The 25407-nt window shown below is 39.3% G+C and carries 24 protein-coding genes; 16 read left to right on the top strand and 8 right to left on the bottom strand.

Annotated features, from left to right (window positions below):
- Positions 1-136 precede the first annotated feature (136 nt).
- The gene (locus PaeCFBP13512_RS03395; protein WP_069326679.1) at positions 137-1057 is read right to left on the bottom strand and encodes an AEC family transporter; all 921 of its coding nucleotides are present in this window, start codon (positions 1055-1057) and stop codon (positions 137-139) included.
- 44 nt (positions 1058-1101) lie between these two features.
- A complete protein-coding gene (locus PaeCFBP13512_RS03390; RefSeq protein WP_137221152.1) occupies positions 1102-3051 on the bottom strand; it encodes a DUF2339 domain-containing protein in 1950 nt (649 codons plus the stop codon).
- 132 nt (positions 3052-3183) lie between these two features.
- Here PaeCFBP13512_RS03390 and PaeCFBP13512_RS03385 point away from each other — a divergent pair, with 132 nt between their 5' ends.
- The 4 genes from PaeCFBP13512_RS03385 to PaeCFBP13512_RS03370 all read left to right on the top strand — a co-directional run bounded on the left by PaeCFBP13512_RS03385 (position 3184) and on the right by PaeCFBP13512_RS03370 (position 8614).
- Positions 3184-3879: a M50 family metallopeptidase gene (locus PaeCFBP13512_RS03385; RefSeq protein ID WP_137221150.1), complete on the top strand. Its 696-nt coding sequence runs from the start codon at positions 3184-3186 to the stop codon at positions 3877-3879.
- Positions 3876-5240: an N-acyl-D-glucosamine 2-epimerase gene (locus PaeCFBP13512_RS03380; protein ID WP_137221148.1), complete on the top strand. Its 1365-nt coding sequence runs from the start codon at positions 3876-3878 to the stop codon at positions 5238-5240. The genes PaeCFBP13512_RS03385 and PaeCFBP13512_RS03380 overlap by 4 nt, the downstream gene beginning before the upstream one ends.
- Positions 5241-5260: 20 nt before the next feature.
- Positions 5261-6427 carry a pectin acetylesterase-family hydrolase gene (locus PaeCFBP13512_RS03375; RefSeq protein ID WP_069326675.1) on the top strand — a complete coding sequence of 389 codons (1167 nt, stop codon included), beginning with the start codon at positions 5261-5263 and terminating at the stop codon, positions 6425-6427.
- Positions 6428-6544: 117 nt separating this feature from the next.
- Entirely contained in the window at positions 6545-8614 is a 2070-nt protein-coding gene (locus PaeCFBP13512_RS03370) for a class I SAM-dependent methyltransferase (protein ID WP_137221146.1), read from the top strand.
- A 95-nt stretch (positions 8615-8709) separates the two neighbouring features.
- Here the strand turns inward: PaeCFBP13512_RS03370 and PaeCFBP13512_RS03365 are convergent, their stop codons facing one another.
- A complete protein-coding gene (locus PaeCFBP13512_RS03365; RefSeq protein WP_069326673.1) occupies positions 8710-8919 on the bottom strand; it encodes a hypothetical protein in 210 nt (69 codons plus the stop codon).
- A gap of 15 nt (positions 8920-8934) precedes the next feature.
- Positions 8935-9420 carry a hypothetical protein gene (locus PaeCFBP13512_RS03360; RefSeq protein ID WP_069326672.1) on the bottom strand — a complete coding sequence of 162 codons (486 nt, stop codon included), beginning with the start codon at positions 9418-9420 and terminating at the stop codon, positions 8935-8937.
- Positions 9421-9610: 190 nt separating this feature from the next.
- Here PaeCFBP13512_RS03360 and PaeCFBP13512_RS03355 point away from each other — a divergent pair, with 190 nt between their 5' ends.
- Complete coding sequence (locus PaeCFBP13512_RS03355) at positions 9611-10861, top strand: MFS transporter (protein WP_241669258.1); 1251 nt, start codon at positions 9611-9613, stop codon at positions 10859-10861.
- Positions 10862-10888: 27 nt separating this feature from the next.
- Positions 10889-11560 carry a ribonuclease H gene (rnhA, locus tag PaeCFBP13512_RS03350; RefSeq protein WP_137221144.1) on the top strand — a complete coding sequence of 224 codons (672 nt, stop codon included), beginning with the start codon at positions 10889-10891 and terminating at the stop codon, positions 11558-11560.
- A gap of 115 nt (positions 11561-11675) precedes the next feature.
- Here the strand turns inward: rnhA and PaeCFBP13512_RS03345 are convergent, their stop codons facing one another.
- Positions 11676-11936 carry a hypothetical protein gene (locus PaeCFBP13512_RS03345; protein WP_137221142.1) on the bottom strand — a complete coding sequence of 87 codons (261 nt, stop codon included), beginning with the start codon at positions 11934-11936 and terminating at the stop codon, positions 11676-11678.
- A 349-nt stretch (positions 11937-12285) separates the two neighbouring features.
- On the opposite strand from PaeCFBP13512_RS03345, the gene PaeCFBP13512_RS03340 reads away from it, so the two are divergent.
- Positions 12286-14181, top strand: coding sequence for a sensor histidine kinase (locus PaeCFBP13512_RS03340; protein ID WP_137221140.1), 1896 nt, complete (start codon positions 12286-12288; stop codon positions 14179-14181).
- Positions 14182-14275: 94 nt separating this feature from the next.
- Here the strand turns inward: PaeCFBP13512_RS03340 and PaeCFBP13512_RS03335 are convergent, their stop codons facing one another.
- A complete protein-coding gene (locus tag PaeCFBP13512_RS03335) occupies positions 14276-14518 on the bottom strand; it encodes an NHLP leader peptide family RiPP precursor (RefSeq protein ID WP_069326668.1) in 243 nt (80 codons plus the stop codon).
- A gap of 65 nt (positions 14519-14583) precedes the next feature.
- Positions 14584-15609, bottom strand: coding sequence for a hypothetical protein (locus PaeCFBP13512_RS03330; RefSeq protein WP_137221138.1), 1026 nt, complete (start codon positions 15607-15609; stop codon positions 14584-14586).
- 288 nt (positions 15610-15897) lie between these two features.
- Between PaeCFBP13512_RS03330 and PaeCFBP13512_RS03325 the strand changes: the two genes are divergently transcribed.
- The 8 genes from PaeCFBP13512_RS03325 to PaeCFBP13512_RS03290 all read left to right on the top strand — a co-directional run bounded on the left by PaeCFBP13512_RS03325 (position 15898) and on the right by PaeCFBP13512_RS03290 (position 22878).
- Positions 15898-16404: a sigma-70 family RNA polymerase sigma factor gene (locus PaeCFBP13512_RS03325; RefSeq protein WP_069326666.1), complete on the top strand. Its 507-nt coding sequence runs from the start codon at positions 15898-15900 to the stop codon at positions 16402-16404.
- A gap of 25 nt (positions 16405-16429) precedes the next feature.
- Positions 16430-17578, top strand: coding sequence for a hypothetical protein (locus PaeCFBP13512_RS03320; RefSeq protein ID WP_137221136.1), 1149 nt, complete (start codon positions 16430-16432; stop codon positions 17576-17578).
- Positions 17575-18555 (top strand): ABC transporter ATP-binding protein, encoded by a 981-nt coding sequence (locus tag PaeCFBP13512_RS03315; protein ID WP_137221134.1) that lies wholly within the window; start codon positions 17575-17577, stop codon positions 18553-18555. The genes PaeCFBP13512_RS03320 and PaeCFBP13512_RS03315 overlap by 4 nt, the downstream gene beginning before the upstream one ends.
- On the top strand, positions 18555-19424 hold the full coding sequence (locus PaeCFBP13512_RS03310) for an ABC transporter permease subunit (RefSeq protein ID WP_083243380.1): 870 nt from the start codon (positions 18555-18557) through the stop codon (positions 19422-19424). Before PaeCFBP13512_RS03315 ends, PaeCFBP13512_RS03310 begins: the two co-directional genes overlap by 1 nt.
- A 166-nt stretch (positions 19425-19590) precedes the next feature.
- A complete protein-coding gene (locus tag PaeCFBP13512_RS03305) occupies positions 19591-20034 on the top strand; it encodes an OsmC family protein (protein WP_137221132.1) in 444 nt (147 codons plus the stop codon).
- Between the two features lie 39 nt (positions 20035-20073).
- On the top strand, positions 20074-20532 hold the full coding sequence (locus PaeCFBP13512_RS03300) for a cupin domain-containing protein (protein WP_137221130.1): 459 nt from the start codon (positions 20074-20076) through the stop codon (positions 20530-20532).
- 12 nt (positions 20533-20544) lie between these two features.
- Complete coding sequence (locus PaeCFBP13512_RS03295) at positions 20545-20853, top strand: hypothetical protein (RefSeq protein WP_137221128.1); 309 nt, start codon at positions 20545-20547, stop codon at positions 20851-20853.
- Positions 20854-21141: 288 nt separating this feature from the next.
- Positions 21142-22878 carry a sensor histidine kinase gene (locus PaeCFBP13512_RS03290; RefSeq protein ID WP_069326660.1) on the top strand — a complete coding sequence of 579 codons (1737 nt, stop codon included), beginning with the start codon at positions 21142-21144 and terminating at the stop codon, positions 22876-22878.
- A 147-nt stretch (positions 22879-23025) separates the two neighbouring features.
- On the opposite strand, the gene PaeCFBP13512_RS03285 is transcribed toward PaeCFBP13512_RS03290, so the two are convergent.
- On the bottom strand, positions 23026-24228 hold the full coding sequence (locus tag PaeCFBP13512_RS03285; RefSeq protein WP_137221126.1) for an acyltransferase: 1203 nt from the start codon (positions 24226-24228) through the stop codon (positions 23026-23028).
- Between the two features lie 304 nt (positions 24229-24532).
- Here PaeCFBP13512_RS03285 and PaeCFBP13512_RS23165 point away from each other — a divergent pair, with 304 nt between their 5' ends.
- Positions 24533-24685 (top strand): hypothetical protein, encoded by a 153-nt coding sequence (locus PaeCFBP13512_RS23165; protein WP_161594197.1) that lies wholly within the window; start codon positions 24533-24535, stop codon positions 24683-24685.
- Positions 24686-25407: the final 722 nt, after the last annotated feature.

Below are 25407 nucleotides of genomic sequence, written 5' to 3'. Positions count from 1 at the left end.
TCTCCTTTGGGGTTATCGATTGTAATTTTGAATCCTTTTTAATCAGCAATCATTAGTATAAAACGTCTACAGAACAACATACAAGTTTGTATCAGAGTCATCCATTGAATATTAATGCCTGATCATCCTATTTATCTTATAAATGATGAGACAAAGCGATAACTGCTGTAATCGTAAATACATTGACTAAAGTCGATACTAATACCGTTTGAGCAGCAAAGTCAGGTTCATTCCGATACTCTTCCGCCAGGATCGATGTATTCACCCCTGTAGGCATCGCAGAAGCAATCAAAAGCGCTTGTGCAGGTATGCCATGAATATCCAGTACATAGATCAGGAGAAGCCCGATAGCCGGTCCTGCGAATAAGCGTAATGCCATACTCAGATAAATATCTTTACGATAGAGACGTAATGGGTACTTCACTATCTGCGCGCCAAGAGTGATCAAGGCGATTGCTACCATGGATTGTTGTGCATAGGTTAATGGTTGAGACAGAATCACAGGCAAAGGAATAGCAAAAGCATGCATAAGTAGGCCCAATAACAACGCATACGGCACAGGCATTTTCAGAAATCCGATAATGACCGTTCGGTAATTACCATTTAACTTGGAACCTTGAATTGAAATCACACCATACGTAAATGTGAGTAGACTTTGCAAAGACATAATCAAAGCCTGCATCGAAGCAGCCAGTGGATCACCTTTGAACACTAGATCATTGATAGGCAATCCATAGTTGCCCGAATTATCGAGCATAATGCTGTTGTTAAAAGCGGCTTTTTTGCCTTTTGTATATCCCATGATTTTGGATGTTGCTGATCCCAAAAGATACAGAATCAACACATACAGTGCGTAAAAAAAGATAACACTTCCAAGTAATTGAGCAGACATATCGGAATGATACAGACTCATAAAAACAGCCGCAGGTGTAATACAGTAAAAGTTGATTTTGGCGAGTGTATACAGATCCAACTGAAAAACACGCTGTAATATGGACCCGACCGCAATCAGAACAAAAATCGGTAGAACCACACTGTACAAAATCGTAAAAATCAATCTCTCCACTTCTTTCTCTAGGCATTCATTTTGGATCTTTTCATTTATGAAAGATCATCATTGTTTTTAGGTTTTGGATCGTTTAGCGGATGATCATCCTTGTTGCCTTCAGTATGTTGTTGATCTGTACCGTGATGCTCGGCAGGATTCGATATTTCTTGCTGTTGTAATGGAGGTTGTCCATTCGTATCCCGACGTTTGTAGAATAGACGCGATAATCCGAGTCCAACCACACCTAATATAATAAACAGAATCGCACGTACACCAATCGAAATATCAGGAAGATCGATAAAAATAATTTTGAGTAATGTGAAAAAGATAAACAGTATTCCGATAATCCGCAGTTTGGATTTCTGAACAACCATCCCGATCACGATAATCAGAATCGCATAGATAATCCATGCACTGGAAAGGCTAAGATGACGAACATCTGCATTTTGCGACATTGAAGCGACCTGTACCAGTTGGCTGATATAGACCAATCCTAATATCGCTTCTGCCCACATCAAGATATAACGTTTGCGATACAGTGAACCATAGTTCTTATCATCTGAACGTACAAATTTGCCGATAATACGATAGATCACAGCAATCGTAATCAGTAAAATTAACCAGTTGAATGTATGTGCAGACCAGAATCGTTCAATCGGAACAAGGAACGTTGCCAAAAAGGCATAAGCATATACAATACAAGCTAGCACCAATTGCAATTTGTTACGGAATCGAAGAGCGAGTAAGAACGCAAGTGTACCTTCTACCAAAATCACAGCCATACGAGCCGGGAAATTGGGAATCATATTTAATAATAAGAACCAGCCAAAGATTGCCATTGCAGGATAAGCGATTCCGACAGGAGTACGCTTTTGAATACCTGAAGCATACAAAATGCTGTACATGAGCGATAGAATAGCAATCATCCAGCGAGCGCCTGTCTCACTGCCATCCAGATAATAAATCGTAAGCCAGCCACCGACAAAGGCGAAGCTGGTAAATAGAACACCGAGTTGCATGCTAGTATTGCGTTGTTTCCAGAGTACAGAAATCGCTAAAATCACAGCATGCTGAACCAAAACGGCTACTACATTTTGCACAGAGAAGCCATACCAGATCATACTCAATCCAAGCGTAATATGTAGTAATGCAAATGCCAGGATATAACTGACCCGGAATGAATATTTCATAGCTACAACTAACATGACCGCTGAGAAAATCGTTTCAAATCCAGCGAATATCCATAGATTCGGATGAGTAGGTGCAATTAAGACGGGTGCAAGATAACCTGCAACCAATGTAATCCCAACAATCGATTGTGATCGTTGACTAAGAGCAATATAGACAGCAAAAACGAGTGCGCCTATATAAAGTAAAAACGCAAAAATAAACGGAAGCAGATCATATAATAGATACGATGCGACAATAGACAAAATCAGAATAGCGATTGAGCCGCCTAATAAGACTTTGCCAAGTGCGGGTCGTTCTTTGCTGACCTCACGTTCTCCTAACCAGTACAGCACAGCCGCTACAAGTACGCCTAAAATGCAACGAATCGGTTCAGACAAATAGCCTGCTTTGACGACAGCAATAAATCCCCATACAATCCCGAGAATAAGGACAACGATAAACACACGTGGTAACCATACACGCGCAATCAGATGTTCCCAGTCTTTGGGTGGCTTAGGAACAGGTGGCGTATAAGGCGGTTGCTGTGCTTGTGCAGATGGACGTTGTGCACCTGCATACTGCCCCTGTTGTGGTCTCACGCCATAATTTGCATTAGGTGGTGGTGCATTCACGTGAGCGCCTTGCCAGTGAGGTTCTGGCGGAGGCGGAGTGAAAGGTGAACCAGATGGTGGAGCTGTTCGCTGGGGAGGAACAGGTGGACGAGGTGCTGAAGCCTGTCTGCGCTGCATTTCAAATTGCTTCAATTCAGCAACTTCATGCTCAAGCCTGCGTATACGCTGTTCCAGTTGTTCCACTTTATCGTTATGTTCCACAGTGATAGAGCCTCCTTTAGGAATGATTTGATTCACAAATTATACCATAAGGAGTAAAGGTTGAAGATGGATTTAAAGATCGTAAAGCGATATATTTAAGATAGCAACTTAATATAGTAAGGGTGTGACCTTTTGAATAAATGGTTAAATACGATTTTGCTGTTAATCGCATCTGCTGTTTTGACGCGGTTGATTCCATTTTCCTCGTTATTTCGTAATTTGAATACGATGATTCATGAATTCGGGCATGCCATGATTACGTTGATTACATCCGGTCAAGTAAGTGGTATAGAACTCAATGCAGACCATAGTGGAGTGACTTATACCACGATAAGTTCAACCTGGAGTGGACTTCCGATCGGATTGGCAGGATATATGGGTTCTTCGATTTTTGTGATTGTTTTATTTTACCTGTATCACAAACGCAAGCAAAAAGCAGGCATATTGCTAACGGGTATGATTGGACTCATTATGCTGATCTTGTATGTGCATCAGGGGTTCGGCCTATACTGGTTAATCGGATTTGTGATTGTAAGTGGTGTGATGATGATTGCACCGGAATGGTTACGTAATGGGTATTATTTAGTGATTTTATTTTTGACCCTAGAAGAATCCGTATTATCTTCGATTACGATTCTTTGGCTTAGTATTACCAGCCCTTCGGGAGCAGGAGATGCAGCAGGATTAGCCCAACAATTTGGGATTCCAGCTGTGATATGGGGTGTGATCTTTACTGGCTTTTCATTGTGGTGTGCACACCGATCTCTTCAGTTGTTCTGGCGTAAACGAAAACCACCGGTATACCGAGCAGGAGGAGCAAGACGATGAATACACCTCTACAGCGTAATCGTCCATGGGCAATGCATGGTGCAAGTATACAGATTGATCCGTTATTTCCGTATTATGCGAACCGTTCGCCAGATAGTATAGCAGATGAATTGGCACTTGCCGGATACCGAACGGTTCATTATTTTGTTGTTAATGAACAGCAGGTTGATGTGTTATTAGTAGAAGCTTTACAACGGCGAGAAATCGCTGTCTGGGCATTGGTGCTAGGCAACGGTACATTCAGTGTTGAACTTGCTCCTGAAGCATGGTCATCCTGGCGTATGGAATTGATCAAGCCGATCAATGATGGATTTGAGCGTTTTTCTCATTTTTCAACCGATTATATTCAATGGAAAAAAGAAGTGATTGCTTATTTAGTCGAAAATGTTCCTTTTGATGGCATTGAGATTGCCGAACCTTATTTTCCAGAATGGAATGGGATTGAGCGTGGAGTCTATGGAGATGTAGGACCGCTTGCACAGCAAGCTTTTAAAGATAAATATGGTATGGACATGCCGAACTTTACCCATTCTTCATCAGCCAATTATTATACAAAGATTCCTTATATTTACGAACGCTGGGTAGAGATGCGTGTAGAAGCAGTCAATGGATTAATCCATGAAATTATTAATGGCGAACATGGAGCAAGAGATGTGCGCCCGGATATCAAAGTCGCTACATGGTCACTGGCTGTACGTGATGCAGAAGCAACAAAGAAACTACGTGAATGGCAAGGGTTGGATGCACTAGCGATGATCGATTTAGTGAAGCCAGATATGCATATGCTACAGACCCACTGGCCGGATTGGATGAAGCGAGGTCTACCGTCTAATTATATACGAGATTATGAAAGTATCGCTGCACCTATACGAGCTTTATATCCCAAATTACCACTCGGGATTCAAGCCGATATCGGCTCCAAATCCAGTATGATCAAAGGAAGACGCTGGATTGATGAGATGGAACATCATGCGTATTCACTTGGATATCAGAACTGGACCGCTTATGAATACCATATTGGTGGGTATATGTATGCAGAGCCTCCGTTACCTTCATCAGGTCTACGTATAGCGCCTGATGAAGTGATGATCATTTACAATAAGCGCATTGATCCTCATTCGATCGGTACAGTAACGTTATATCCAGCCACAGGATTGGGTAAATCTTATGAGTTGAAAGTCAGTCAATCAGCTGTAGATGGTAATCGCTTATTTTTGCGTTTTAATCGAACGTTACCGAATACTTCTTTTCAATTAGAAGTGAAAGATGTAAGTGATACACCAGATCTATGGCTACTCAAAGGTAAAAAGGCGAATCGTACACCGCGCAAAACCAAAGTGTTTATCGTACAGGAAGAGTAAGTGGGAAAAGAGGAATCAACATGGTTTTGACCACCATTGAATGGTTGATTATTGTAGCGGTTGTCGTTGTTGTCATTTTATTTGTAATTAAGCGTCCTACCCGTGTAGTAAGCTTTGAAGAGTCTCCATTATACAAATGGAATCGTGTGGATCTAAGCGGTATTGTGGTTGCAGGCGATGGATCACCGTACTACCTGCTGACCAAGCGGGGAAGAAGTAATAATGTGGTTGTGTATTTTTCAGGTGGAGGGATTAGCTGGGATCGCAATACAGCCTCCAAGCCATTTGGGCTACGTACATTGTTGCATAATCGAGAATTAGGTTATTATTTTGCCAATATTCCTTTTTACAAAACTGACTTATTAGGCGGTATGCTCGATAATCATCGTGAAGATAATCCTTTTTACGATTGGACGATTGTCTATATTCCTTATGCCACAGGAGACTTCCATATTGGTAACAATAAAGTGAAGTACAAAGGAAAAGGTAAAATTCATTTTACTGCTCATTACAGTGGCAGACCGAATACGTTAAAAGGATTAGATTGGTTATTCGATCATATGACAGAGCCGGACAAATTATTTATCGCAGGAGCCAGTGCAGGCGGTTTTGGATCAGCCTTCTGGGCACCTCATATTGCTGAACAGTATCCTAATGCTCAGATTTATCATTATGCAGATGGTTCGTATTTATCCTCTCATCAGTGGCATCATATTATGGATGAGGTCTGGCAATCCAAGTTCGAACAACATTTCGGTTATCCGATTGAAGAAGATATTATTGCTGCTGCTTTTCGTTATAATGCACAGAAATTGCCAGCCAATACGATTTTGCTACAATCGAATACGTTATATGATAAAGTATTACCTTCTTATGAAGCAGTGCTGAATCAACAGACGATTGGACTGGTGAGTGGGGACGACACGATGACTCAAAGTTGGTCTCAAGGTATGCTCGATTCAGCGGGTCAATTGGATCAAGAATTAGAAAATTATTATTACTTTGTAACCGACTATGGAGTGGGCACCAAAAAGCGAAGTACTCCGCATACGTTATCTCCATCACGTGTTTTCTATACCGCAGAAGAGAGTGGTGTGAAGTTAAGCCGTTGGTTGGGAGATATTATTAACAAAGATAAACGATATTCGGTAGGTAAAGAATTCGTCGAATCACCTATGGGCAAATAAAATAAAGAGCGCTGAACATCATGTTCAACGCTTTTTTTATGATCAATAGATGTCAAAACGGGTAAACTAACAATAACCCTAAACCCTATACTCTGGAGAAAATAAGGATGTGAACCGATGCTACATTCATTAACCGCAATAGAACATTACCGAGAACTTGGATATCCGACGGTAGAACAGCCACAGCTCTGGTTAACATATTTGGTATCCGCAGAAGAACGTATTGTGAATCTGGAACGTGTAACGACTTTACAAGAATTAAGCCATGCGAATCCGGTGCTTGATTATGTAGAGCGTACTTTACGTATATTAGATCAATTACGAGTATCGTTCTGGCAAAAAGAACTGATCGAAGAAGTACTGATCTGGTCGGAAACAGCCAAAGGTGGAACAGTACGTGAGCGGATACGCTGGCAAGAACAAGGGATTAATTTATTTGTACATAATGAAGGCTCAGCAGAACTGTATCTGCATGCTTCAGCCGATCCAGAGCAAGAACGGACACAACTGGTAGCTACATTGATTCGTACGCATGGACTGATAGGTCAATGTCTGCGTGGAGAAGTACCTTTTGCAGAAAATCTTCCGCTTACCGATCAAGTCAGTCATGGTATCTTGTCTCCTGAAGAAATGAAAAGCACATTGCTTGTTTTGAATCGCTGTATTATAGAAGCTGTATCTCCAGAGTTATGGCAAAAGGTACAAGACGATGTGCTTTCTTTAATTCAACCGATCGTGTATGACCAGCAACCGGTAGGGTGGACAACAGAAGATCGTATCCTGCGTTTGCGTACTGCCAGTATCAACAAAGGGGAAAATACTGCCGAAAGTCTGCATCAGTTGAATACTGATTTTCCGGTAGTATCCTCTTTTGAACGTCTTCACGATCAGACATTCTGGTATGTAGAAGCGGCGTTGCAAGACTTTTCATTTGAAGAGTTTGCCAAAATATTCACATGGATCAGTCGGATGATTCCTGAAGGGGTACGACATATTAGTTTTGAACGACTAATGAATACGATGTATTACGATTATAAAGGGATCAAAAAAGTGAATGTCTACAAAAAGCGAATCATCGAAAAAGTACTTGGTGATTGGTCATGGGATCAGTTGTCTTCCGGTAAATGGGTACAAGATAGTCCGCATTTGGAGTATGAATGTGTACAAGAACCTCATATTGCGGATACTGTCTTTTTTAACTTTGTTTTTTCACCAGCGGCAGAGAAATTAATCGAATTCTGTATCGAAGCAGAGAAATCTCCATTATATGAAAAAGCAGTATTGTTATTATTCGATCTATTTGGATTACGGCGGGATGCGTATGATCGTTTTCATAATGAAGAAAGTTATCTGGAAATGATGAATCAGACCGTCGATTACAAACGAATCTTACTTCAGTATATTGTCGGTCAGACGATTATTGATATCGGCCCGGGTGGCGGTGTGATGCTAGACTTGATCGAAGAAGAATGGTCGGATAAGCGAGCAATCGGAATAGATATTTCTGAAAATGTGATCGAAGCGTTACAGCGCAAAAAGCAGTTAGAAGGTCGTTCGTGGGAAGTGAAAAAGGGCGATGCGCTAGCGTTACGAGATATCGTCGAACCGGGAAGTGTAGATAGTGTATTATTTTCGTCGATTCTACATGAGTTATATTCGTATATTCCATTTCAGGGCAAAAAGTTCAATCTGGAAACGGTAGCAGCAGCACTATCCAGTGCGTACGATGTGTTATCCACAGGTGGACGGATTATTATTCGAGATGGCATTATGACAGAACCGACAGGGCAGAAGCGACGTATTCAATTTTTACAAGAAGATGGTCTACCGACATTACAACGATATGCTCAAGATTTTGCCGGTCGTTCGATTCAGTTTGAAGTGATCGGAGAACAAGAAGTATTGATGCCTGTGAACGATGCGATGGAATTTCTATATACGTACACATGGGGAGAAGAAGCATATGTACATGAAGTACAGGAACAATTCGGCTACTTAACACCATCTGAATATCGTGCATTTATCGAACAGACTTTAGGAACATCGGCAAATATAGTTCATGCAGAATCTTTTTTACAAGCAGGATATACCGAAGCTTTGCAAGATAAAGTCAAAATGATGGATGAATGGGGCGAATCGGTTCCTTTACCGGATAGTACTTGTATTATCGTTATTGAGAAGACGTAAGTAGAATATGTAGAGAATAGAATAACATTTAATATAAAATAAAAAGAACCTTTCCTAAGATGAATAAGGAAAGGTTCTTTTTATTTAATCACATTCTATTCGATTTCAGGCTTGTCTTTATCTTTCTCATGACGTGGTAACTCGTTATCGTGAGGAAGTTCATTATCGATCACTCTTTTTTGAATCTCGTCTGGAGCAGAATCGGGAAAAGAGTCTTCTTTGAACAATCCAAATTCATCATCATTATCGCGTTCAGTGACCAAGTTTTTCTTTTCTTTGTCCTGATCTTTATCATGAGTACTCATATCTATTCCTCCTTATTAACGTCCAAAACGATCGGGTTCGTCTTCACCTGTTGATCCGTTTAATATATCGGTTCCATGCGCATCTTGATCTTCCAAAGGTACAGCGGCTGGATCAACAGGCGTCTCACCATCTAATACATCTGCATCTGGAATATCAGGGAATTCATCATCCAGTGTTACATCTTCCAAATCGGTCAATGGATCACTATTTAGATCATTACCTGTATCAATCGGTGTCTCTGCCACATCTAGATCGATACTGTATGGAGTCACATCATGTTCATTTTCAAGTTCTGCATTTGCTTCACGTACAGCTACATCTTCACCTGTGATTGGTTGAATACCTTCTTCATCACGTGCAGTAGGATTGATAATATCAAGATCATTTTCAGGAATCGTACGTAATTCATCCTCTATATCGGAAGTGACTGGTTCTGTTGTCCGGTATCTGTTATATTCTTGTGCCGCAGCATCTCTATTATCGTCAAATGGTTTGTTCATTATCATTCATCTCCCTTAGGTTATAAGTACATCTATTTTGATTTCGTTAATCATGGATTTGGCTTACATGTACTTTACCCGAATTTATAATATTGCAATCGCTCTCTTATAAATTGGTATCACTTTGTTTATTTGTAGATCATGAATTTGGATATTGGGTTAAACAAGAGTAGAATGTAAGATATTTGACTTGTCTACTGGAAAGGGCGTGCAGACATACGTGGTAGCTATCGAAGACTTTTCATGGAAACGAAATTTAGTTGTACTGTGGTTAGGTGTATTTTTTTGTAGTACAGCGTATTCGATCTCGATCCCATTTTTACCTATTTTTCTAAAAGCAGATTTGGGCGTGACAAGCAATTTGGAAATATGGTCAGGGGTCGCATTCGGCATTACCTTTTTAGCCAGTGCTTTGATTTCACCGTTTTGGGGATCATTATCGGATAAATATGGACGGAAACCGATGTTGATTCGTTCAGGCTTTAGTCTAGCGGCTTTATATTTGATTAATTATTTTGTGACCGATCCGTATTTATTTCTAGTGGTGCGTATTTTTCAAGGGTTGCTTGCTGGATTCGTTCCTGCATCGATCGCTCTTGTTGGAACAAATACACCAGAGAACAAAACCGGTTATGCGCTTGGTGTGATGGCAACATCAGGAGCGACAGGAACGATCATAGGTCCACTGATCGGTGGAGTCGTCAGTTACTATTTTGGTAATCGAAATACATTTTTATTTTCAGCAGGTATTGTATTGATTGCAGCTCTTATCGCTACATTCTGGGCGAAAGAACATAACTTTAATCGTTCTGCTAAGCGTTCTCATGTACGTGATGATCTCAAGCAAGCCGCTGGTAATCCGATATTTGTCGCTTTGCTCACTCTTGCAGGGATTAGCACCTTCTCGATTATGATTTTGGAACCGTTGATTACTATCTATGTGCAAAGTATAGGCGTATCCAGCAATAATGCTTCTTTAAGTTCAGGAATCGTCTTCTCTGCGGTAGGTGTAGCCACATTAATTATGGCTCCACGCTGGGGCAAAATAGGTGGTAAAATAGGATATGGAAAAATTTTATTTATTGGTTTATTAGGAAGTGGGATTGGTAATCTTCTGCAATTTTTCTTTACGAATATTTGGGGATTTGGTATATTGCGATTTGCATATGGTTTATTTTATGCGGCAGTCTTACCTTCGATCAACGCTATGATTGTCAAAGTCACACCGTCTGATTTTCGCGGTAGAGCTTTTGGCTTAAATCAATCCGCTTCCCAGATCGCAACGATGGCAGGGCCCATTATCGGTGGTCTACTTGGACATTGGATCGATATTCGCTGGGTATTTGTAATCAATGGACTGATGTTGTTGGTCTGTGCGATTTTTGTCAAACGGCGCAGTTGGAAGATTCCTGTTCTTGAAAAGTCATCTCATTCAAATTAAACATGTAATACAAATACGGAGGTCTGTATGGCAAAGTCAAAATATTATGTAGTCTGGGAAGGGCATCGTCCGGGGATATACAGCTCTTGGGCAGATTGTCAGCAAAATACCAATGGATACAAAGATGCAAAATATAAATCGTATGAAACGTTAGCTGAAGCTGAAAAAGTATATGCAGAAGGATGGAAAAAGCATTGGGGACAAGGAAAAAGTAGTTCCTCTTCCAGTTCTTCCAGTAGCGGGAATAGCTATAGCAAACGCACTTCGTCTTCCTCTACGATTTCCAAAGATCAAATAGAGTATGACAGCATCTCAGTAGATGTAGGCACACGTGGCAATCCAGGGCCTGTAGAGTATCAAGGGGTCGATACACAGACAGGCAAAGTGATCTTTAGTTGCGGTCCAATCGCCAAAGGAACCAATAATTTGGGTGAATTTCTAGCGATTGTGCATGCGCTGGCGTATCTTCACCGTCAAGGAAGTAACCGAACGATCTATAGTGATTCTGCCAATGCTCTAAAATGGGTGAAACAGAAAAAAGCAGTTTCAACATTGGTTCGTGATGCTTCTACAGCTGAAATCTGGGATCTGGTCGATCGTGCTGAACAATGGCTACGGACACACAAGTATGAAAATAAAATTCTAAAATGGGAAACGAAAAGTTGGGGCGAAATCAAAGCCGATTATGGTCGCAAATAATGATCATCCCGGGGATATTGCTATTTTAAAATACAAAAAGAAACCTGTTTTCACTATTTACGTGAGAACAGGTTTCTTTTAATAAGTGACATTTTAATTTATATAAAATATCACATTATTCTTTATCTTTGGGCTCATGGTTAAGATGAGCAGCATCAGATTCAGGATCTTCGGGGTCAGTGCTAGGATGCGGACCTGCATCTTCTTCATCAGCAAGTTCTCCAAAAAGAGGTGTATCCATCTTTTCAGGTAAAATCACTGCTTTTTTAGCATCTTCAGGTAATTCATCATCGATGTTAGTTTGTGAATCTTCATCATTTAAAAGAGTGTTGCGTGTTTTCCAAAATACGTCGTCGTAATGTTCTTTGTCTGTCATTATTAATTCCCTCCAATACGTCCGTATATGAGTAGTGCTTACCCTAGTCTGCCTATAACCAAACGATAAATGCTTATTTTTATGAATAGTATTGTCTTTTTTTGTTATTTATTGATAAGGTATCTAGTATAGTTCATGTTTCCGAAAGCGTAATCACCACTTCATAAAATAAAGCTTAAACAAATGAAAAAACAGTCGATATAACAGGCTTTTTGCCATGTTTTGTAGACCTTTTCTGGTTATGAAATTAATGGTATCTCTGAAGTGAGAGAGCAAGTATAATACATAGAGGTGGGTATATTTTCCAAGAAATACGTATTCGATAGTTTATTTATAATGAGGTGCTGAAATGAAGATTCTGTCCAAAGCCTTAATAGGGGTTTTAATCGCAGTTATAGTAGTCGTACTGGCGTTATCTTTATTTTCAACTCAAAGTGAAAAACGAACAGGTCAGTCTATTAATTACTGGCAAATCAAATGGCAATCTCAAAATACACTCACATCCAAACCATGGGAAAGTGAACAAGATAGCTCATGGATCTCTTCCGAAATTATGAAAGATGGCAAACCGGTTAATAGTTCCTCAGCATGGATTCGTATACCATTGCCTGAACTTACATGGAACACAGCAGGTGTATTGATTCCTGAATTAAATGGTAAACATATTATCGTCTATTTGGATAAAGATAAGATTTTTGAATCTAAGCGAAGTTATGCGTATGAACAAAATCAATTGTTGCTTCCACTGATGAAGCAAGATTCTTATAAGATGCTGTATATCTGGGTTGAGTCCGCTCGTGAGCAGATTAGTCTCAAGCAAGGGATTATGGTCGGCGATTATCAGGATATGTTAATCCAGTATGTTAGTTCGGATCTGATTGATGTGGTACTGGGCAGTGCTTGTATCTTTATATCGTTGGTCATGGTGATCTGTTCTGTATTCTTGCGCCGCGATCAATTACGCATGTGGCTTAGTCTAGCAGCCATCATTCTTTCTTTGGGCATATTAGTGGTAACTTACTCGCCATTTTTGTTTACTTTTTATCCAACGTATTATAAATTGTATTCGGTTTTACTGGATTTAAGCTTATTTATATTATTGCCTGCATTACTTTATTTCTTTGAATGTGTATTTGGTAGTGGATACAAAGGGATTATCACCAAAATGAAAAAGATACAATATGCGTATTCTTTTATCTGTGTGATGGCAATGGTTTTTAATATTTTGACCAGTGAACGCTATTTCTCTATTTATTACTTTATTTCTGTCAAAATATTAGGCATTTTACTGATTGTGCAATTGTTAATTTTGATGGTAGTCGCAATCACTTATGCTTTCCGTAAAAATAAAGATGCGATTTTGTTTGCTTCTGGATTTTCTATTTTTGCTTTGATTAGCGGTGGAGAATTAACATGGTTTTATATTCAAGGAGGCGCCTATAGTGTGACCCTGTGGAAATGGGGAGTTATGATTTTTGTGATATCGTTGATCTCTGTAATGGCAAGACGATTTGCACAAAATCATCAACAAATGGTGCTTTACTCTAGCCGATTAGAACTATTCAATAACGAATTACAACGCTCAGAGAAAATGGATATTATTAGCGAACTGGCTGCTTCTGTCGCCCATGAGGTACGTAATCCATTACAAGTCACACGAGGATTTTTGCAATTATTACAGATGAATACCGATGATAAAGGCCGTGAACATTTAAAAATCGCTTTAGAAGAACTGGATCGGGCATCAGCGATTATTACAGATTTTCTTACCTTTGCGAAGCCTGAATTTGATAAAATAAACACACTGAATTTATCGCAAGAATTCCAACATATCGAAGGGATTATGCGACCACTGGCTACATTAGCAGGCGGAACGATCAGTATCAATATACCGGAAGATATTGAGATTCGAGGGAACTCGTCCAAGTTTAAGCAAGCGTTGATTAATATCGTCAAAAACAGTATTGAAGCTTTACCGGAAGAAGGCAAAATTCATATTTGGGCAGAACAGCAAGATCAAGAAATTGAAATTCATATTCAAGATAACGGAAGTGGAATGACAGAAGAAGAGTTAAAACGATTAGGAGAACCTTACTTTTCGAATAAAACCAAAGGAACAGGCTTGGGGCTTATGGTGACTTTCCGGATTATAGAAGCGCTCGGGGGAGTGTTAGAGTTTAAAAGTCAAAAGAATATAGGAACAGAGGCTGTTATTCATCTTCCAGCAGCGAACCCGCAAGATTAAGGGGTTCGCTGTTAGAAGAGTTTAACAGTTTTTTTGTGTGAAATAGCCTATGTGTTTTAAGTATAAAAGAACATACAAGTATCAAAGAGGAATATTACCAACCAGCATCAACTTTCACTTTAGCATCAGCCATCATAGATGAAGGCTTCGGAGGAATGACCAAATAGAACTCATCGCTTTTTTCTTCAACCGTTTTCAGTTGCACATGATCCGGGAAAGAAATACCTAATACATCTTTTAATGCTGTTTTTGGATCGGTTTTTAACATCTCCATAAAACTAGGGTCTTCCCATGCCTTTTGAATAACCTGTGCTTGAAAAATAGCTTGGCTGGACATATTAATCTTCCTCCCTCAAATGGTTATAATTACCTAATAAGTGTATCATGTCTAATTCTAAAAATCTATGAAGATGTCAGGTCTTTTTGGATATAGTACAGTAGGCTACCCTGTAAAAGGGTATTTCGAGCGTCATTTACCGAAGATGCTGCTTGGTATAGTTGTGTAATTAAATAGTTGCGAAAGGCGATTAAAGACTCTGAACCAAAGGATGAAGGGTCCTCGGTAAAAGAAGATTCAGCATACTGAGCATACCGCTGAAGCACATCTTGATCATAAATTGCTTGCTGCACTTGAGTAGGAGTCACTTTATCTGTAAATAAAGCTTGTTTCTGTTCAACAGCCTCATGACGAATAAAAGCAAGCAGACAATTATAATTGCGTTCGACCATATCTTCTTCCCAATCCGTAAGATCATCATTCATTTGCAGAACGATAAGTGCTTGATCCAGTTGATGTAATAGATCAGGTAACATATCCATACGATCCGACTGAAGCAACATAGCAATAAGCGAAATTTTGAGCGGACTGACTTTACCAGCAATCATTTCAGGTTGTTGGAACAAATAATCTGACTCTGCTTCATTGTAGACAGCGCTTGCCCATTGTGCTAAAAATTGCTTGTAATATGACCAGAATAAAGAATGATCCCCTAGATTTTCGCCACAGATACTAACAAACTCATTCCAAAATAACTGACTGAGCGGGATAAGATCATGTAATTGATCAGCAGGTAGATTGGGCGTATCCATCAGATCATCTTGAATAAAAAAATGAAGCATACAAAATATATTGGCTACGCCCATACGATGAGATAATTCAGGCAATGATTGAAGGGAAGATACAGATCTGGAGACAGGTACAGTCGTAGAATGTAGATTTGAAGCTGGATACGCTTGAAGAGTGTCTGCAATCCAGAAAGGTAACAAATAGCAGACATAATTTTTGGTGCTGTGTTTTTGACGAATATCGAATTTGGCTAAATAGGTTAATCCTAATTCATTTAATGGCTTTGGAAAATGGGCTACTTTTTGCTTCGCTTCCTCAAAAACAGCATCTAATTGAAGTTCAAATGGTTGTAACCAAAGCATTAGCGTCCGCTCCTCAAATTCGTTTAGATCCCAAATACTTTTCATTATAGGTAGTATACGACATGATTTGAATATATTGGATGATTATTTGCTATTATATCGAACTTTGTACATGTTGACTAACAAATTCCTTTTTTATTTATGTATGATATTGTCGAAAATCATGCCAATAGACTATGCAAATAGACGGATTCAATCATTTCAAAAAATAAATAAATACAGAATAGATACAAAAATCAAACACAGCTCGTCTTTCTTATAGCTGCAGCGGAAAGGAGCATGCAAAACATGGACATTCCGGAACCGGAACAATTTCAACAGATATTTTATGAACATTATCCGATCGTCAAACGCAAGCTTTATGCTTTACTACGGGATGAAGCGATAGCAGACGATCTGGCACAAGAAGTCTTTCTACGTTTATATCGCAATCCACCCGATGACCCTCAAGCGATAGGGGCATGGTTACACCGCGTATTAACACGGATTGCTTATGATTATATGGATAAAAAGGCTAGAGAACGCCGACTGCAAAATAAACAAGAACAATACTATGATCTTCAACATTCTCCACCTTCTGGTGAAGATGTGGTCATTCAACAAATGGAACAAGCGGAAGTACAAGAATGGTTAGAACAATTACCGCTACGAGATCGACAAGCTTTACTGATGAAATACTCGGGTTACAGTTACGCAGAGATTGCGGAAGAGCTTCAACTCAAACCACTGCTTGTCGGTACACTACTACATCGAGCGACCAATAAATTACGTAAAAAGATGTTACGGTCTACGTAAATCAATCACAAAAGGAGGAATAGACGTGAGCAAATTTCCGCATGAACCGAGTGTCATTCAGCCTACAGAACCCACAGATTCATCTCATGCGACGGATGAAGCCTGGAAAAAACTACAACGTCGCCTTGTCACGGAGACACCACATCCGAAATGGCAACAATGGGCAAATGAACCGCAATTATTTCAAATAGATGATCCATCACAACCACAACAATCTCAAAGGAGTGTAAATACTATGAAAAAACCGAATGAAGAACAATCTCATATTTCGTCAACAGAACCAACAGTTAAGCGTCGCCGTAAAATGAGTTCTGCTCGCAAAAGATGGACTACAGGTGTTGCTGCTTGTGTGATTGCTGGAGCAGTCATATCCACTCCATTTGGAAATAATGCAATGGCTGCACTGTTAGATCAATTCCGTGTACAGACATTAACGACTGTAGATGACCAGCAATTGTCTGATATGTTTGATCAATACAGAAGCAAAGGTGACTTAGGAGAAAGTGAAAATCGTTTTGGAACATTCACTTCAACATATGGCAAAGTAGAGGGAGACTTTAATCCTTCAAAAGCAGCTACGCTATTAAATTACACATTAATCAAAGAAGCTTCTAAAAATGATGAAAGCACGGCTTACGTACGAAGCTCAAGAACAGAGACATTAAATATGAATGTTGATGAGATTAACAAAGCGATCCAAAGTCTAGGAGGTACAGATTTGTTACCTCAATCGTTGAACAATACTCCGATTACAATGCATTTTCCAGAGACTATTGAATACACTATGACTACAGAAGATCGATTTGCAATGTTAACTCAAACTAAAGTTCCAACTGTACAATTTGATGCTTCTGTTTCAACAGAGGAAGTGTTTAAAGCTATTGCTAATTTACCTTTCTTACCGCAATCCCTTAAAGATGGATTGCAAAGTGATAAAATTATTGATGGTTCATTGCCATTACCTGTAGTATCAGATGGCACAAATGAACGTGTAACCATAGCAGGAGTACCTGTTTTAGTTACAACATACAATTATCATGATGATACAACAGCAGCTTATGGTGCAACATGGATTCACAATGGAGAATTATTTACGTTTGAATTGAATAGTGCAGACAAATCTAACACCAAAGAAACATTTACAAAAGAAATTGAGAAGTTGATCCAATCATGAATACAGTAGCGATCGATATTCAGCAATTAACCAAAGAATATGATAATGGTCGAGGTTGTCGCAATGTAACGATTAGTGTGGGAAAAGGGGAAGCCTTTGGCTTCCTCGGTCCCAATGGTGCAGGCAAAAGTACGTTGGTCAAAATGCTAGTTGGATTAACAGCACCGACTTCAGGAAGAGCTACATTATTTGGAGAACCGATTGGTTCTTTAGCCGCTAAGCAACATGTCGGTTATTTGCCTGAGCTGTATCGTTACCAAGAATGGTTAACCGGTGAAGAAGTGGTTCGATTGCATAGTCGTCTGTGTGGTATGGATCAGAGTACGATTAAGCCACGGATTAAGCAATTGTTAGATCAAGTCGGTATCGGTAAGCGTGGAATAGACAGAGTCAAACATTACTCTAAAGGGATGCAACAACGCCTAGGTATGGCTTGCGCATTAGTCAATGATCCACCTATTTTATTTCTCGATGAACCTTCTTCTGCATTAGATCCGATAGGTCGCTCAGAGGTACGTGAACTGCTTAAAAATTTAAAAAATGAAGGTAAAACGATCTTTTTAAATTCACATTTATTAGAAGAAGTAGAAAGTATATGTGAACGCATCGCCTTACTGAATAATGGACAGATTTTGCGTCATGGACAAGTCAGTCAGGTGTTATACACACAGACCAAATGGCGTTTTAAAGTTGGCGGATTCACACCGGAGATTCTACCGTGGTTAAGCGAGACGAGCGGTATTGCGATAAAGCGATATATGAATCCATCTATAACATCGGCTACTTCGGTATTGCCTGTAGGACAAGAGACTGTTTGGTTAGAAGCAACGATAGATAATGAAGAACAGATTGGTTGGTTGAATACATTGATAGTAAATCAAGGGATGACCTTATACAATGTAGAACCAGTGAAAGAACGATTAGAAGAGTGGTTTATGGATGCTGTATCCGGTCTAAGTCACAGGGGGGAGCAATAATGACAACAGTGATTGGTATGACCTGGAAAGAATTAATGCGCAAAAAAGTGGTAATGATGACACTGATTATGACTGTGTTATTTATTATTGTTTTTTCATTTATTGCCCGAATTCTCGGGGAATCATCGGGTATAGATCCCAGTCAACAGTTAGTGATGCAGTTTATAAATGGAGCTTCTATTTTGACGTTAGGTTTCTTTTTTGGAAGTTTTATTTTAGCTTTTTTAATTATTTTTAGTTCTTTTTCTTCGATATCTGGGGAAGCTGAGATTAGCATGATGCAATCGATGTTAACCCGTCCAATTCAGCGTTGGAAATGGTATTTGGGACGCTGGCTCGGATACACTTTATTTGGCATCGTGTATGCTTTAGTTTTGTATATTGCTATCGTTGCTGTTGCAAACACCTATGCGACTGTACCGCAAAGTCTTGTTTTACATATACAATCGTTTTTATTATTTGCGCTTACCGTACCTCTACTAGTTACTGTGACTTTACTGGGCGCTACATTATTTTCAGCACTTGGAAATGGTGTATTTATGACGATGTTATATGGAGCAGGTTGGTTAGGGGGTATGGTGGAAAAATTATCTGCTGGAGCTGATATGAAGCCCGAAATGGCTCGTTCTCTGTACAATATTACAGGAATGATTTCATTGGTGATGCCAGCAGACGCCATCCAACGCAAAATGTTAGCTGTAATGTTAAATGTAGATCAATTAGCAGGGATGTTTAATATTGATCAGCAGATGCGTGGTGGTATGGGGATTGGACAAGCACCGTCTGCTACATTTATTTTTTATGCTGGTATTTATACGGTTATTTTATTCTTCTGGGGAATGCGTCGCTTTTACAAAAAAGACTTTTGAATGGTCAAGCAGCAGACGCTCTATTTTATAAAATCTATAGAACGTTCTTCAATACGCAAATACGCTTATTGAAAGAACGTTTTTATTTTGGAAATGATACATACGATAGAATATGGTAAAATGTTCAAGATCAAGTGTGTAAGCAAAGCAAGGAGATGAACGCATAATGAAACATCAATTTGTACTGGATGCGAATTGGTATGGCGGACGGAACAGTGAAGGTACGATTGAGTCAGGCAATCTCAAAACTGCGATTTCTATCCCCCAACCTATGGGTGGACCGGGTACAGGAACCAATCCGGATGAGATGCTTTTGGGTGCAGCAGCAACCTGTTATATTATTACACTTGCAGCGATGCTTGAACGTTCGAGTATTACGGTTGCACAGTTAACGATGAAATCTGAAGGTATTGTAGATGTAACCAATAATATCTTTACGTATGAACAGATTATTCATCGCCCGGAAATTGTACTCCACACAGAGTCAGCCGATCAGGTAGAGAAAGCGACTGTACTGGCACATAAAGCAGAGCAATCGTGTATGATCTCACGCGCTATTGCAGGCAATGTAACGATTACAACGCAACCCCTGATTAGTATTGCTGATTAACACAACACTCCAAACTTTGATGAAAGAAGGTTATTGCACATGGGAACGAAATTACCTTTATCTCCATTAGTGAAATTACTCGATATGAACGAACACCGTGAAGGCGGTTGGTACAAAGAAATGTGGAAAGCTTCTTTTGAAATTCCAAAAGATATTTTGCCTGAACAATATTCAGGGCCACGTTTCTCAGCAACATCGATCTATTTTATCCTGCACGGCGATGAAATCTCGGATTGGCATGTTGTGCATTCAGACGAATTGTGGTTGATTCACTCCGGTAGTCCACTTGAATTAACATTAGGTGGTAAAGGCGATCAACCCGTAGAAGGCAAGAAAATGATTCTGGGTATGGATATTGAAGTCGGGCAGACACCACAAGTGTTAATTCCAGCAGGAGAATGGCAAATGGCACGTCCATTAGGCAATGATCCTGTATTTGTATCTTGCGTGGTAGCACCAGGATTCCATTATGATGATTTCAAATTAATTCAACGCTAGGACGATCTATCTATGCAGTGGTATACGTTTGGACAAATGATAGCTATGATTCGTTTGGGGCAAAAAGCAAGTACAATAGACGAAGTACGTATCATTAGGCGTACAACAAAAGGCATCATTTGGGTCAATGGTAGACAACAAGGACAATGTATTGCGATCCAAGACTATTTATTTACAGATTTATGGCGTATTTACGATGATGAAGATAGTGTCATCTCTTTATCTGAGCGTCAGCAGTACGAACAACAGGAATACCATATGCTTGAAAATCAGTATATGGAATGGTGGGCTGAACGCAAACAGCAAAAAGATCAGTCTTAACCATAAAATATAGATTGGGTTCTATCCACAAAGGTCCTGAATAGCATTAATAGTGCTTACAGGACCTTTATTTATGGATTTATTTAGTTCACTCAGTTACAATAAATAAAGGTATCTTTTCCATAAATTAATAGTATAGTTTTGTGAAAATTAGGTGTAGTCCTATGCTGTTCATGGTATGATACTAAAAAAAGAATCGAAATTTGTCGATATTCGGACATTTAAGATTTTAATATGGCTAAAAGGCATGGAGTAAGTGCTGATATAGATGGGGGTTAATTTGCTAAAATGAAACAACGTAAGAGCCTGTTACCCAAACCTTTTCCGGTGACTGTATATATTTTGGCTGTTATGACAGTTGTCTTGATTATTGTGAATACTACCTATTACGTAACAACGCGAAAAGCATTAATTTCGGTTCAGGAACAAAATATGCGTGCAATCACAGATCAAATTAGATCGTCTATCAAGTTATCTCAAAGTGGCGAAGCTTTTGTAGAGGATTTGATCGGGGAGAACTTGAGAATGGCAGCGCAGGCTGCACAATCTAAAATTGGGACAGACATGAACAATATTACCAATAAGCAATTGGCTGAAGTGAGTAAACAAGTGGGTGTGGATCGAATTACACTCTTAGCTCCTTCTGGTAATAATATTGTACCTGTACGATCTTCTGATCCTAGTGAACTAGCTGTCAAAGAAGAATGGCGAGCCGATTGGCTCAAAGCGGTTCAAGAATTGCTGGCTGGCAAAATACCTACGGTTGAGATCGGGCAGAAGCTTCCTGATTATTGGGGAGCACCGATGATCTCCAAAGTAGATAATGCGAACTCGGCGGGTGAGAAGTGGGGCTATTATTATGATGGATCTACTAATTATGTTATTAACGTCTATACCAATGACAAATCGGTCCGGCAATATCAGGAAAATACAGGTGTAGAAGCGATTATTCGTGAAATATTGAATGGAGAGCGCAGTCGACAGACATTGGGGATCGCTATTTTTAATCCACCTATCTTTCTCGATCAAGCCAATCAATTCAATTCGCGCGGTGTCATCTGGTATTCAGACAATGAGACATTATATAACGATTATTCGTATAAGAGTGCAACCGACAAAACAAATATTAAGCAAGTTAATAAATCAGGAAATACGATATCGATTACCGACGAATTTGATAATGTTCCGGTGCTCAAAACCTTTATTCCCGTGGAGCTGACGTACCCGGCGATTATCACCGTAGTGTCTGATCTGACTGAAGTACAACAGACACTGAATGAGCAATTAATCAGGTTAACCCTGACTATTTCTGCTTGTTCGGTTGCGATTATTGCTTTGGTATTAGGATTGATTACGATTCTGAATCGTCGTACAGAAGCAGCGGCACAAAGTGTACAAAACGTCTATTTGGAAAATATAGATGCGCTATTTAACTCGATCAAAGAACAACGTCATGATTTCAATAATCATGTGAATACGATTCAATTATTGGTCAAAATGAAAAAGTACGATGATCTATCTACGTATACAGCTGAATTGGTCGGCGAATCAATCGCCATGAATCAGATTATCAATATTAATCTACCGGCATTATCGGCATTGATTCAAGCGAAGACGACACAAGCCTATGATCGTCGTATTAAGTTCGAATACGATATCAGTAATCTCAAATCGGTACAATTTGGAACAGTGAAGTCCACCGAATTGGTCAAAATTGTGAGTAATTTGATCGATAATGCTTTTGATGCTGTAAGTGAAACAGACCGTCCTGAGAAAATGGTTAAAGTGACCGGACGTGTTCGTGGAGAACAACTAACATTTACAGTCGGAAATAATGGCAATCCGATTCCCGAAAAATTAAAACAGCAAATCTTTGAAGCAGGGTTCAGTACGAAGCCGCTTAACCGCAAAAATTCAGGGTTAGGTCTAGCGATTGTGCAGAAAATTCTAGCCAAACATCGTGGTATTATTCGGGTTGAGAGTGATGAAGAATGGACAGAATTCTCTGTTCGTTTGCCCCTTTAATAGGGACTTATCCTGTGCTTGAAATGATGAAGTTGAACACCGTTTTCGGCATGAAATAGTGATGGCATTGTGCTGCATCACTACCATGGTATAACTAAAAAACCGCTACGTTCTCTGAGTATAGAGAGCATAGCGGTTTTAGTTTGTTTAGGAGTCTTGAGGTAATGTGGATGAAGGTCTGGTGGCATGAGAAGGGATAGCCGGTTTGCTTTTTTTGCCAGCTGATCCGGTTAACCATTGCCCTCCCGGTAATCGTGACAGAAAGCTCGTTAACACTATCGCTGTAGGAGCGACAACCATAAAAGTCAGTATCGTCATGATTAGATTCAGCCCGGGCATTGTAATCTGACGTGTAAAATAAGACACGCCCATCAGAATCAGTGCATGAGATAAATAACCTCCGAACGAGTAACGACCACACCACTGTAAAAAGCGTACGATCACGCCTTTTCGTTCCACCAGTATTAACGCTAATCCATACATCAACAACATATGACTGACTACAGCTATAAAAGTAGTCGGTTTAAGATACGTAGAAACATTAAGATTGATAGCTACAGGATCAAAACGTAACAGATCGTAGCCTAACCAGATATACATGATTCCAAAAGCAAGAGCTGTCCATGGCAATATTTTGAGCATAAGGGCTCTCCAGCGCTGAATCGCTGAACCACAGATCCCACCAAGTACAAAATAAAAAAAGTAAAATATAAATTCACTGGTACGATGTTCTAAAACGATTTTCCAAATGCCTTCAACTGTCCATGTAGGCATAGCATAATAGCATAACCACATGATCCATCCGTACACGATTCCGATCACCACTAACATTATGATAATACGCCGTTGTTGCTGTTGTGACGAACGATGAGCGAGTACATGAGTTCCAAATTGCTTACCTAGCCAGCGGAACAACGGAAATAGCAGATAAAATTGAAAGATCATAATAACAAACCACAGATGATATCCATTGGTCGGAGCAAATAACTGCCCTACAATATCTTGTACACTGTCTGCTCGTAACAATGGAACTTTGAATATCCATTGCATTACAATCCAGTAAATAATTGTCCATACAACAAATGGAATATAGATATCACCAATGCGCCGAAGGATCACCGAACGATAAGGTCGTCCATCTCCATATTGATAAAATAAAATCGCACCTGCTAAAAATACAAACGTTAATGTACCAAACCGTGTAAAATGATAAAGCATACCTAGCATGATAGAATCGGCTTGGATAATGCCACTTCGATAAATATATTCACCAATCGAATGTTGCATCACCACCGCCAAAAAGGCAAAACCACGTAGCAATGCCCACTCATTGATCCGTTCTTTAGACATGTATTCACCCCAATTATCCCTAACAATTCTTTACACTAATAAAGCATTATATCAGACATTTGTTAATAGAAGATGAATTATATTGCTCATCTACTTATCAATCATCAATATATGTTTTTATTGTAAATTACATACAAACTATCATTTTTCACTATGATCAATATGGAGGATTACCCGAAAATAGAAATTTCATCTATTCCAAAAAGGTTATGTCTATAGACCTATTTTCCAAATATGGAATTGACAATTTCAAAATATACCGAGTATGATGGCTATATTATAAACAGGAAGGAGGTTGAGGAACATGATCTTACGTAAAGATATGAATATGCAGAATACCTATCAACCGGGTCAGCAGTATGATCTAGGGTTAACACAGGATGAACGTCATATTAATCGCTGCTTGAAAACTTCATACTCTTGCTTCATGTTCATCAATCTCTTACGGACGACATAAACTGCAATACGGAAATCATTAAGCGTAGTCTATATTGAACCAGTTACTTATACGCATATTGTGTATATTCAATGCTAACTAGCTACCTATTTCCTTATTCAATCAGTGCCCCTAATCTCAATAGGCATCTAATTAAATATGCAGGGTTTATTCGATCGCAAATAGTGCCGTTACACCTATTTGCCTATAAACCACCAGCCGCAGACCGTTACAGAGGTCGCGGTTTTTTTGTGTCATAAACATCCATAAAGTTTATAAAAAGGATTTAAATAACATCTAAAACATAAAGTTAAGATATGACACCATTCAGCTATCATCCATAACAGTTAACCCAATAACCATTTATATATGTATATCTAAAATCTATTAAATAGACAAAACCATAAAAGAAAAAATAAAACCATTTCCAACGCTCAACCGTCTTATTTATAAACGATAAAAATATCCAACATCTCAAAATAAACTGAACTTTTTCAATGTATAGAACCAATACCAAATTTAGACTATTACTAAATTCTATCATCAACCCAATCATAACCAAGAAATACTAACAAATAATCAACTATTCTTAAAAGCAGCTATCTCCCCCAAAAGGAGAAAATAAATAACGCTCTAACTCAATCGTTTCTACACAAGCGGAAAAGTACCATCTAGCACAGGGCGAAAGAAATAGAATGGATTCTGAAAGAGCGCAGCACTCGTCTTTGAGATGGAATCCAGGC

Source organism: Paenibacillus sp. CFBP13512, assembly GCF_005233705.1.
Taxonomy (GTDB): domain Bacteria; phylum Bacillota; class Bacilli; order Paenibacillales; family Paenibacillaceae; genus Saccharibacillus; species Saccharibacillus nuruki.
Note: the sequence above shows the minus strand (reverse complement) of the source record. Positions and strands in the feature narration are given on the sequence as shown.

Excerpts from the sequence above, each read along its gene's own strand:
- PaeCFBP13512_RS03380 (WP_137221148.1), top strand. The coding sequence starts at position 3,876 with ATGAATACACCTCTACAGCGTAATCGTCCATGGGCAATGCATGGTGCA.
- PaeCFBP13512_RS03310 (WP_083243380.1), top strand. The coding sequence starts at position 18,555 with ATGACAACAGTGATTGGTATGACCTGGAAAGAATTAATGCGCAAAAAA.
- PaeCFBP13512_RS03345 (WP_137221142.1), bottom strand. The coding sequence starts at position 11,936 with ATGACAGACAAAGAACATTACGACGACGTATTTTGGAAAACACGCAAC.
- PaeCFBP13512_RS03305 (WP_137221132.1), top strand. The coding sequence starts at position 19,591 with ATGAAACATCAATTTGTACTGGATGCGAATTGGTATGGCGGACGGAAC.
- PaeCFBP13512_RS03365 (WP_069326673.1), bottom strand. The coding sequence starts at position 8,919 with ATGAGTACTCATGATAAAGATCAGGACAAAGAAAAGAAAAACTTGGTC.
- PaeCFBP13512_RS03300 (WP_137221130.1), top strand. The coding sequence starts at position 20,074 with ATGGGAACGAAATTACCTTTATCTCCATTAGTGAAATTACTCGATATG.
- PaeCFBP13512_RS03375 (WP_069326675.1), top strand. The coding sequence starts at position 5,261 with ATGGTTTTGACCACCATTGAATGGTTGATTATTGTAGCGGTTGTCGTT.
- PaeCFBP13512_RS03370 (WP_137221146.1), top strand. The coding sequence starts at position 6,545 with ATGCTACATTCATTAACCGCAATAGAACATTACCGAGAACTTGGATAT.
- PaeCFBP13512_RS03315 (WP_137221134.1), top strand. The coding sequence starts at position 17,575 with ATGAATACAGTAGCGATCGATATTCAGCAATTAACCAAAGAATATGAT.
- PaeCFBP13512_RS03360 (WP_069326672.1), bottom strand. The coding sequence starts at position 9,420 with ATGAACAAACCATTTGACGATAATAGAGATGCTGCGGCACAAGAATAT.
- rnhA (WP_137221144.1), top strand. The coding sequence starts at position 10,889 with ATGGCAAAGTCAAAATATTATGTAGTCTGGGAAGGGCATCGTCCGGGG.
- PaeCFBP13512_RS03330 (WP_137221138.1), bottom strand. The coding sequence starts at position 15,609 with ATGCTTTGGTTACAACCATTTGAACTTCAATTAGATGCTGTTTTTGAG.
- PaeCFBP13512_RS03340 (WP_137221140.1), top strand. The coding sequence starts at position 12,286 with ATGAAGATTCTGTCCAAAGCCTTAATAGGGGTTTTAATCGCAGTTATA.
- PaeCFBP13512_RS03325 (WP_069326666.1), top strand. The coding sequence starts at position 15,898 with ATGGACATTCCGGAACCGGAACAATTTCAACAGATATTTTATGAACAT.
- PaeCFBP13512_RS03335 (WP_069326668.1), bottom strand. The coding sequence starts at position 14,518 with ATGTCCAGCCAAGCTATTTTTCAAGCACAGGTTATTCAAAAGGCATGG.
- PaeCFBP13512_RS03290 (WP_069326660.1), top strand. The coding sequence starts at position 21,142 with ATGAAACAACGTAAGAGCCTGTTACCCAAACCTTTTCCGGTGACTGTA.
- PaeCFBP13512_RS23165 (WP_161594197.1), top strand. The coding sequence starts at position 24,533 with ATGATCTTACGTAAAGATATGAATATGCAGAATACCTATCAACCGGGT.
- PaeCFBP13512_RS03295 (WP_137221128.1), top strand. The coding sequence starts at position 20,545 with ATGCAGTGGTATACGTTTGGACAAATGATAGCTATGATTCGTTTGGGG.
- PaeCFBP13512_RS03285 (WP_137221126.1), bottom strand. The coding sequence starts at position 24,228 with ATGTCTAAAGAACGGATCAATGAGTGGGCATTGCTACGTGGTTTTGCC.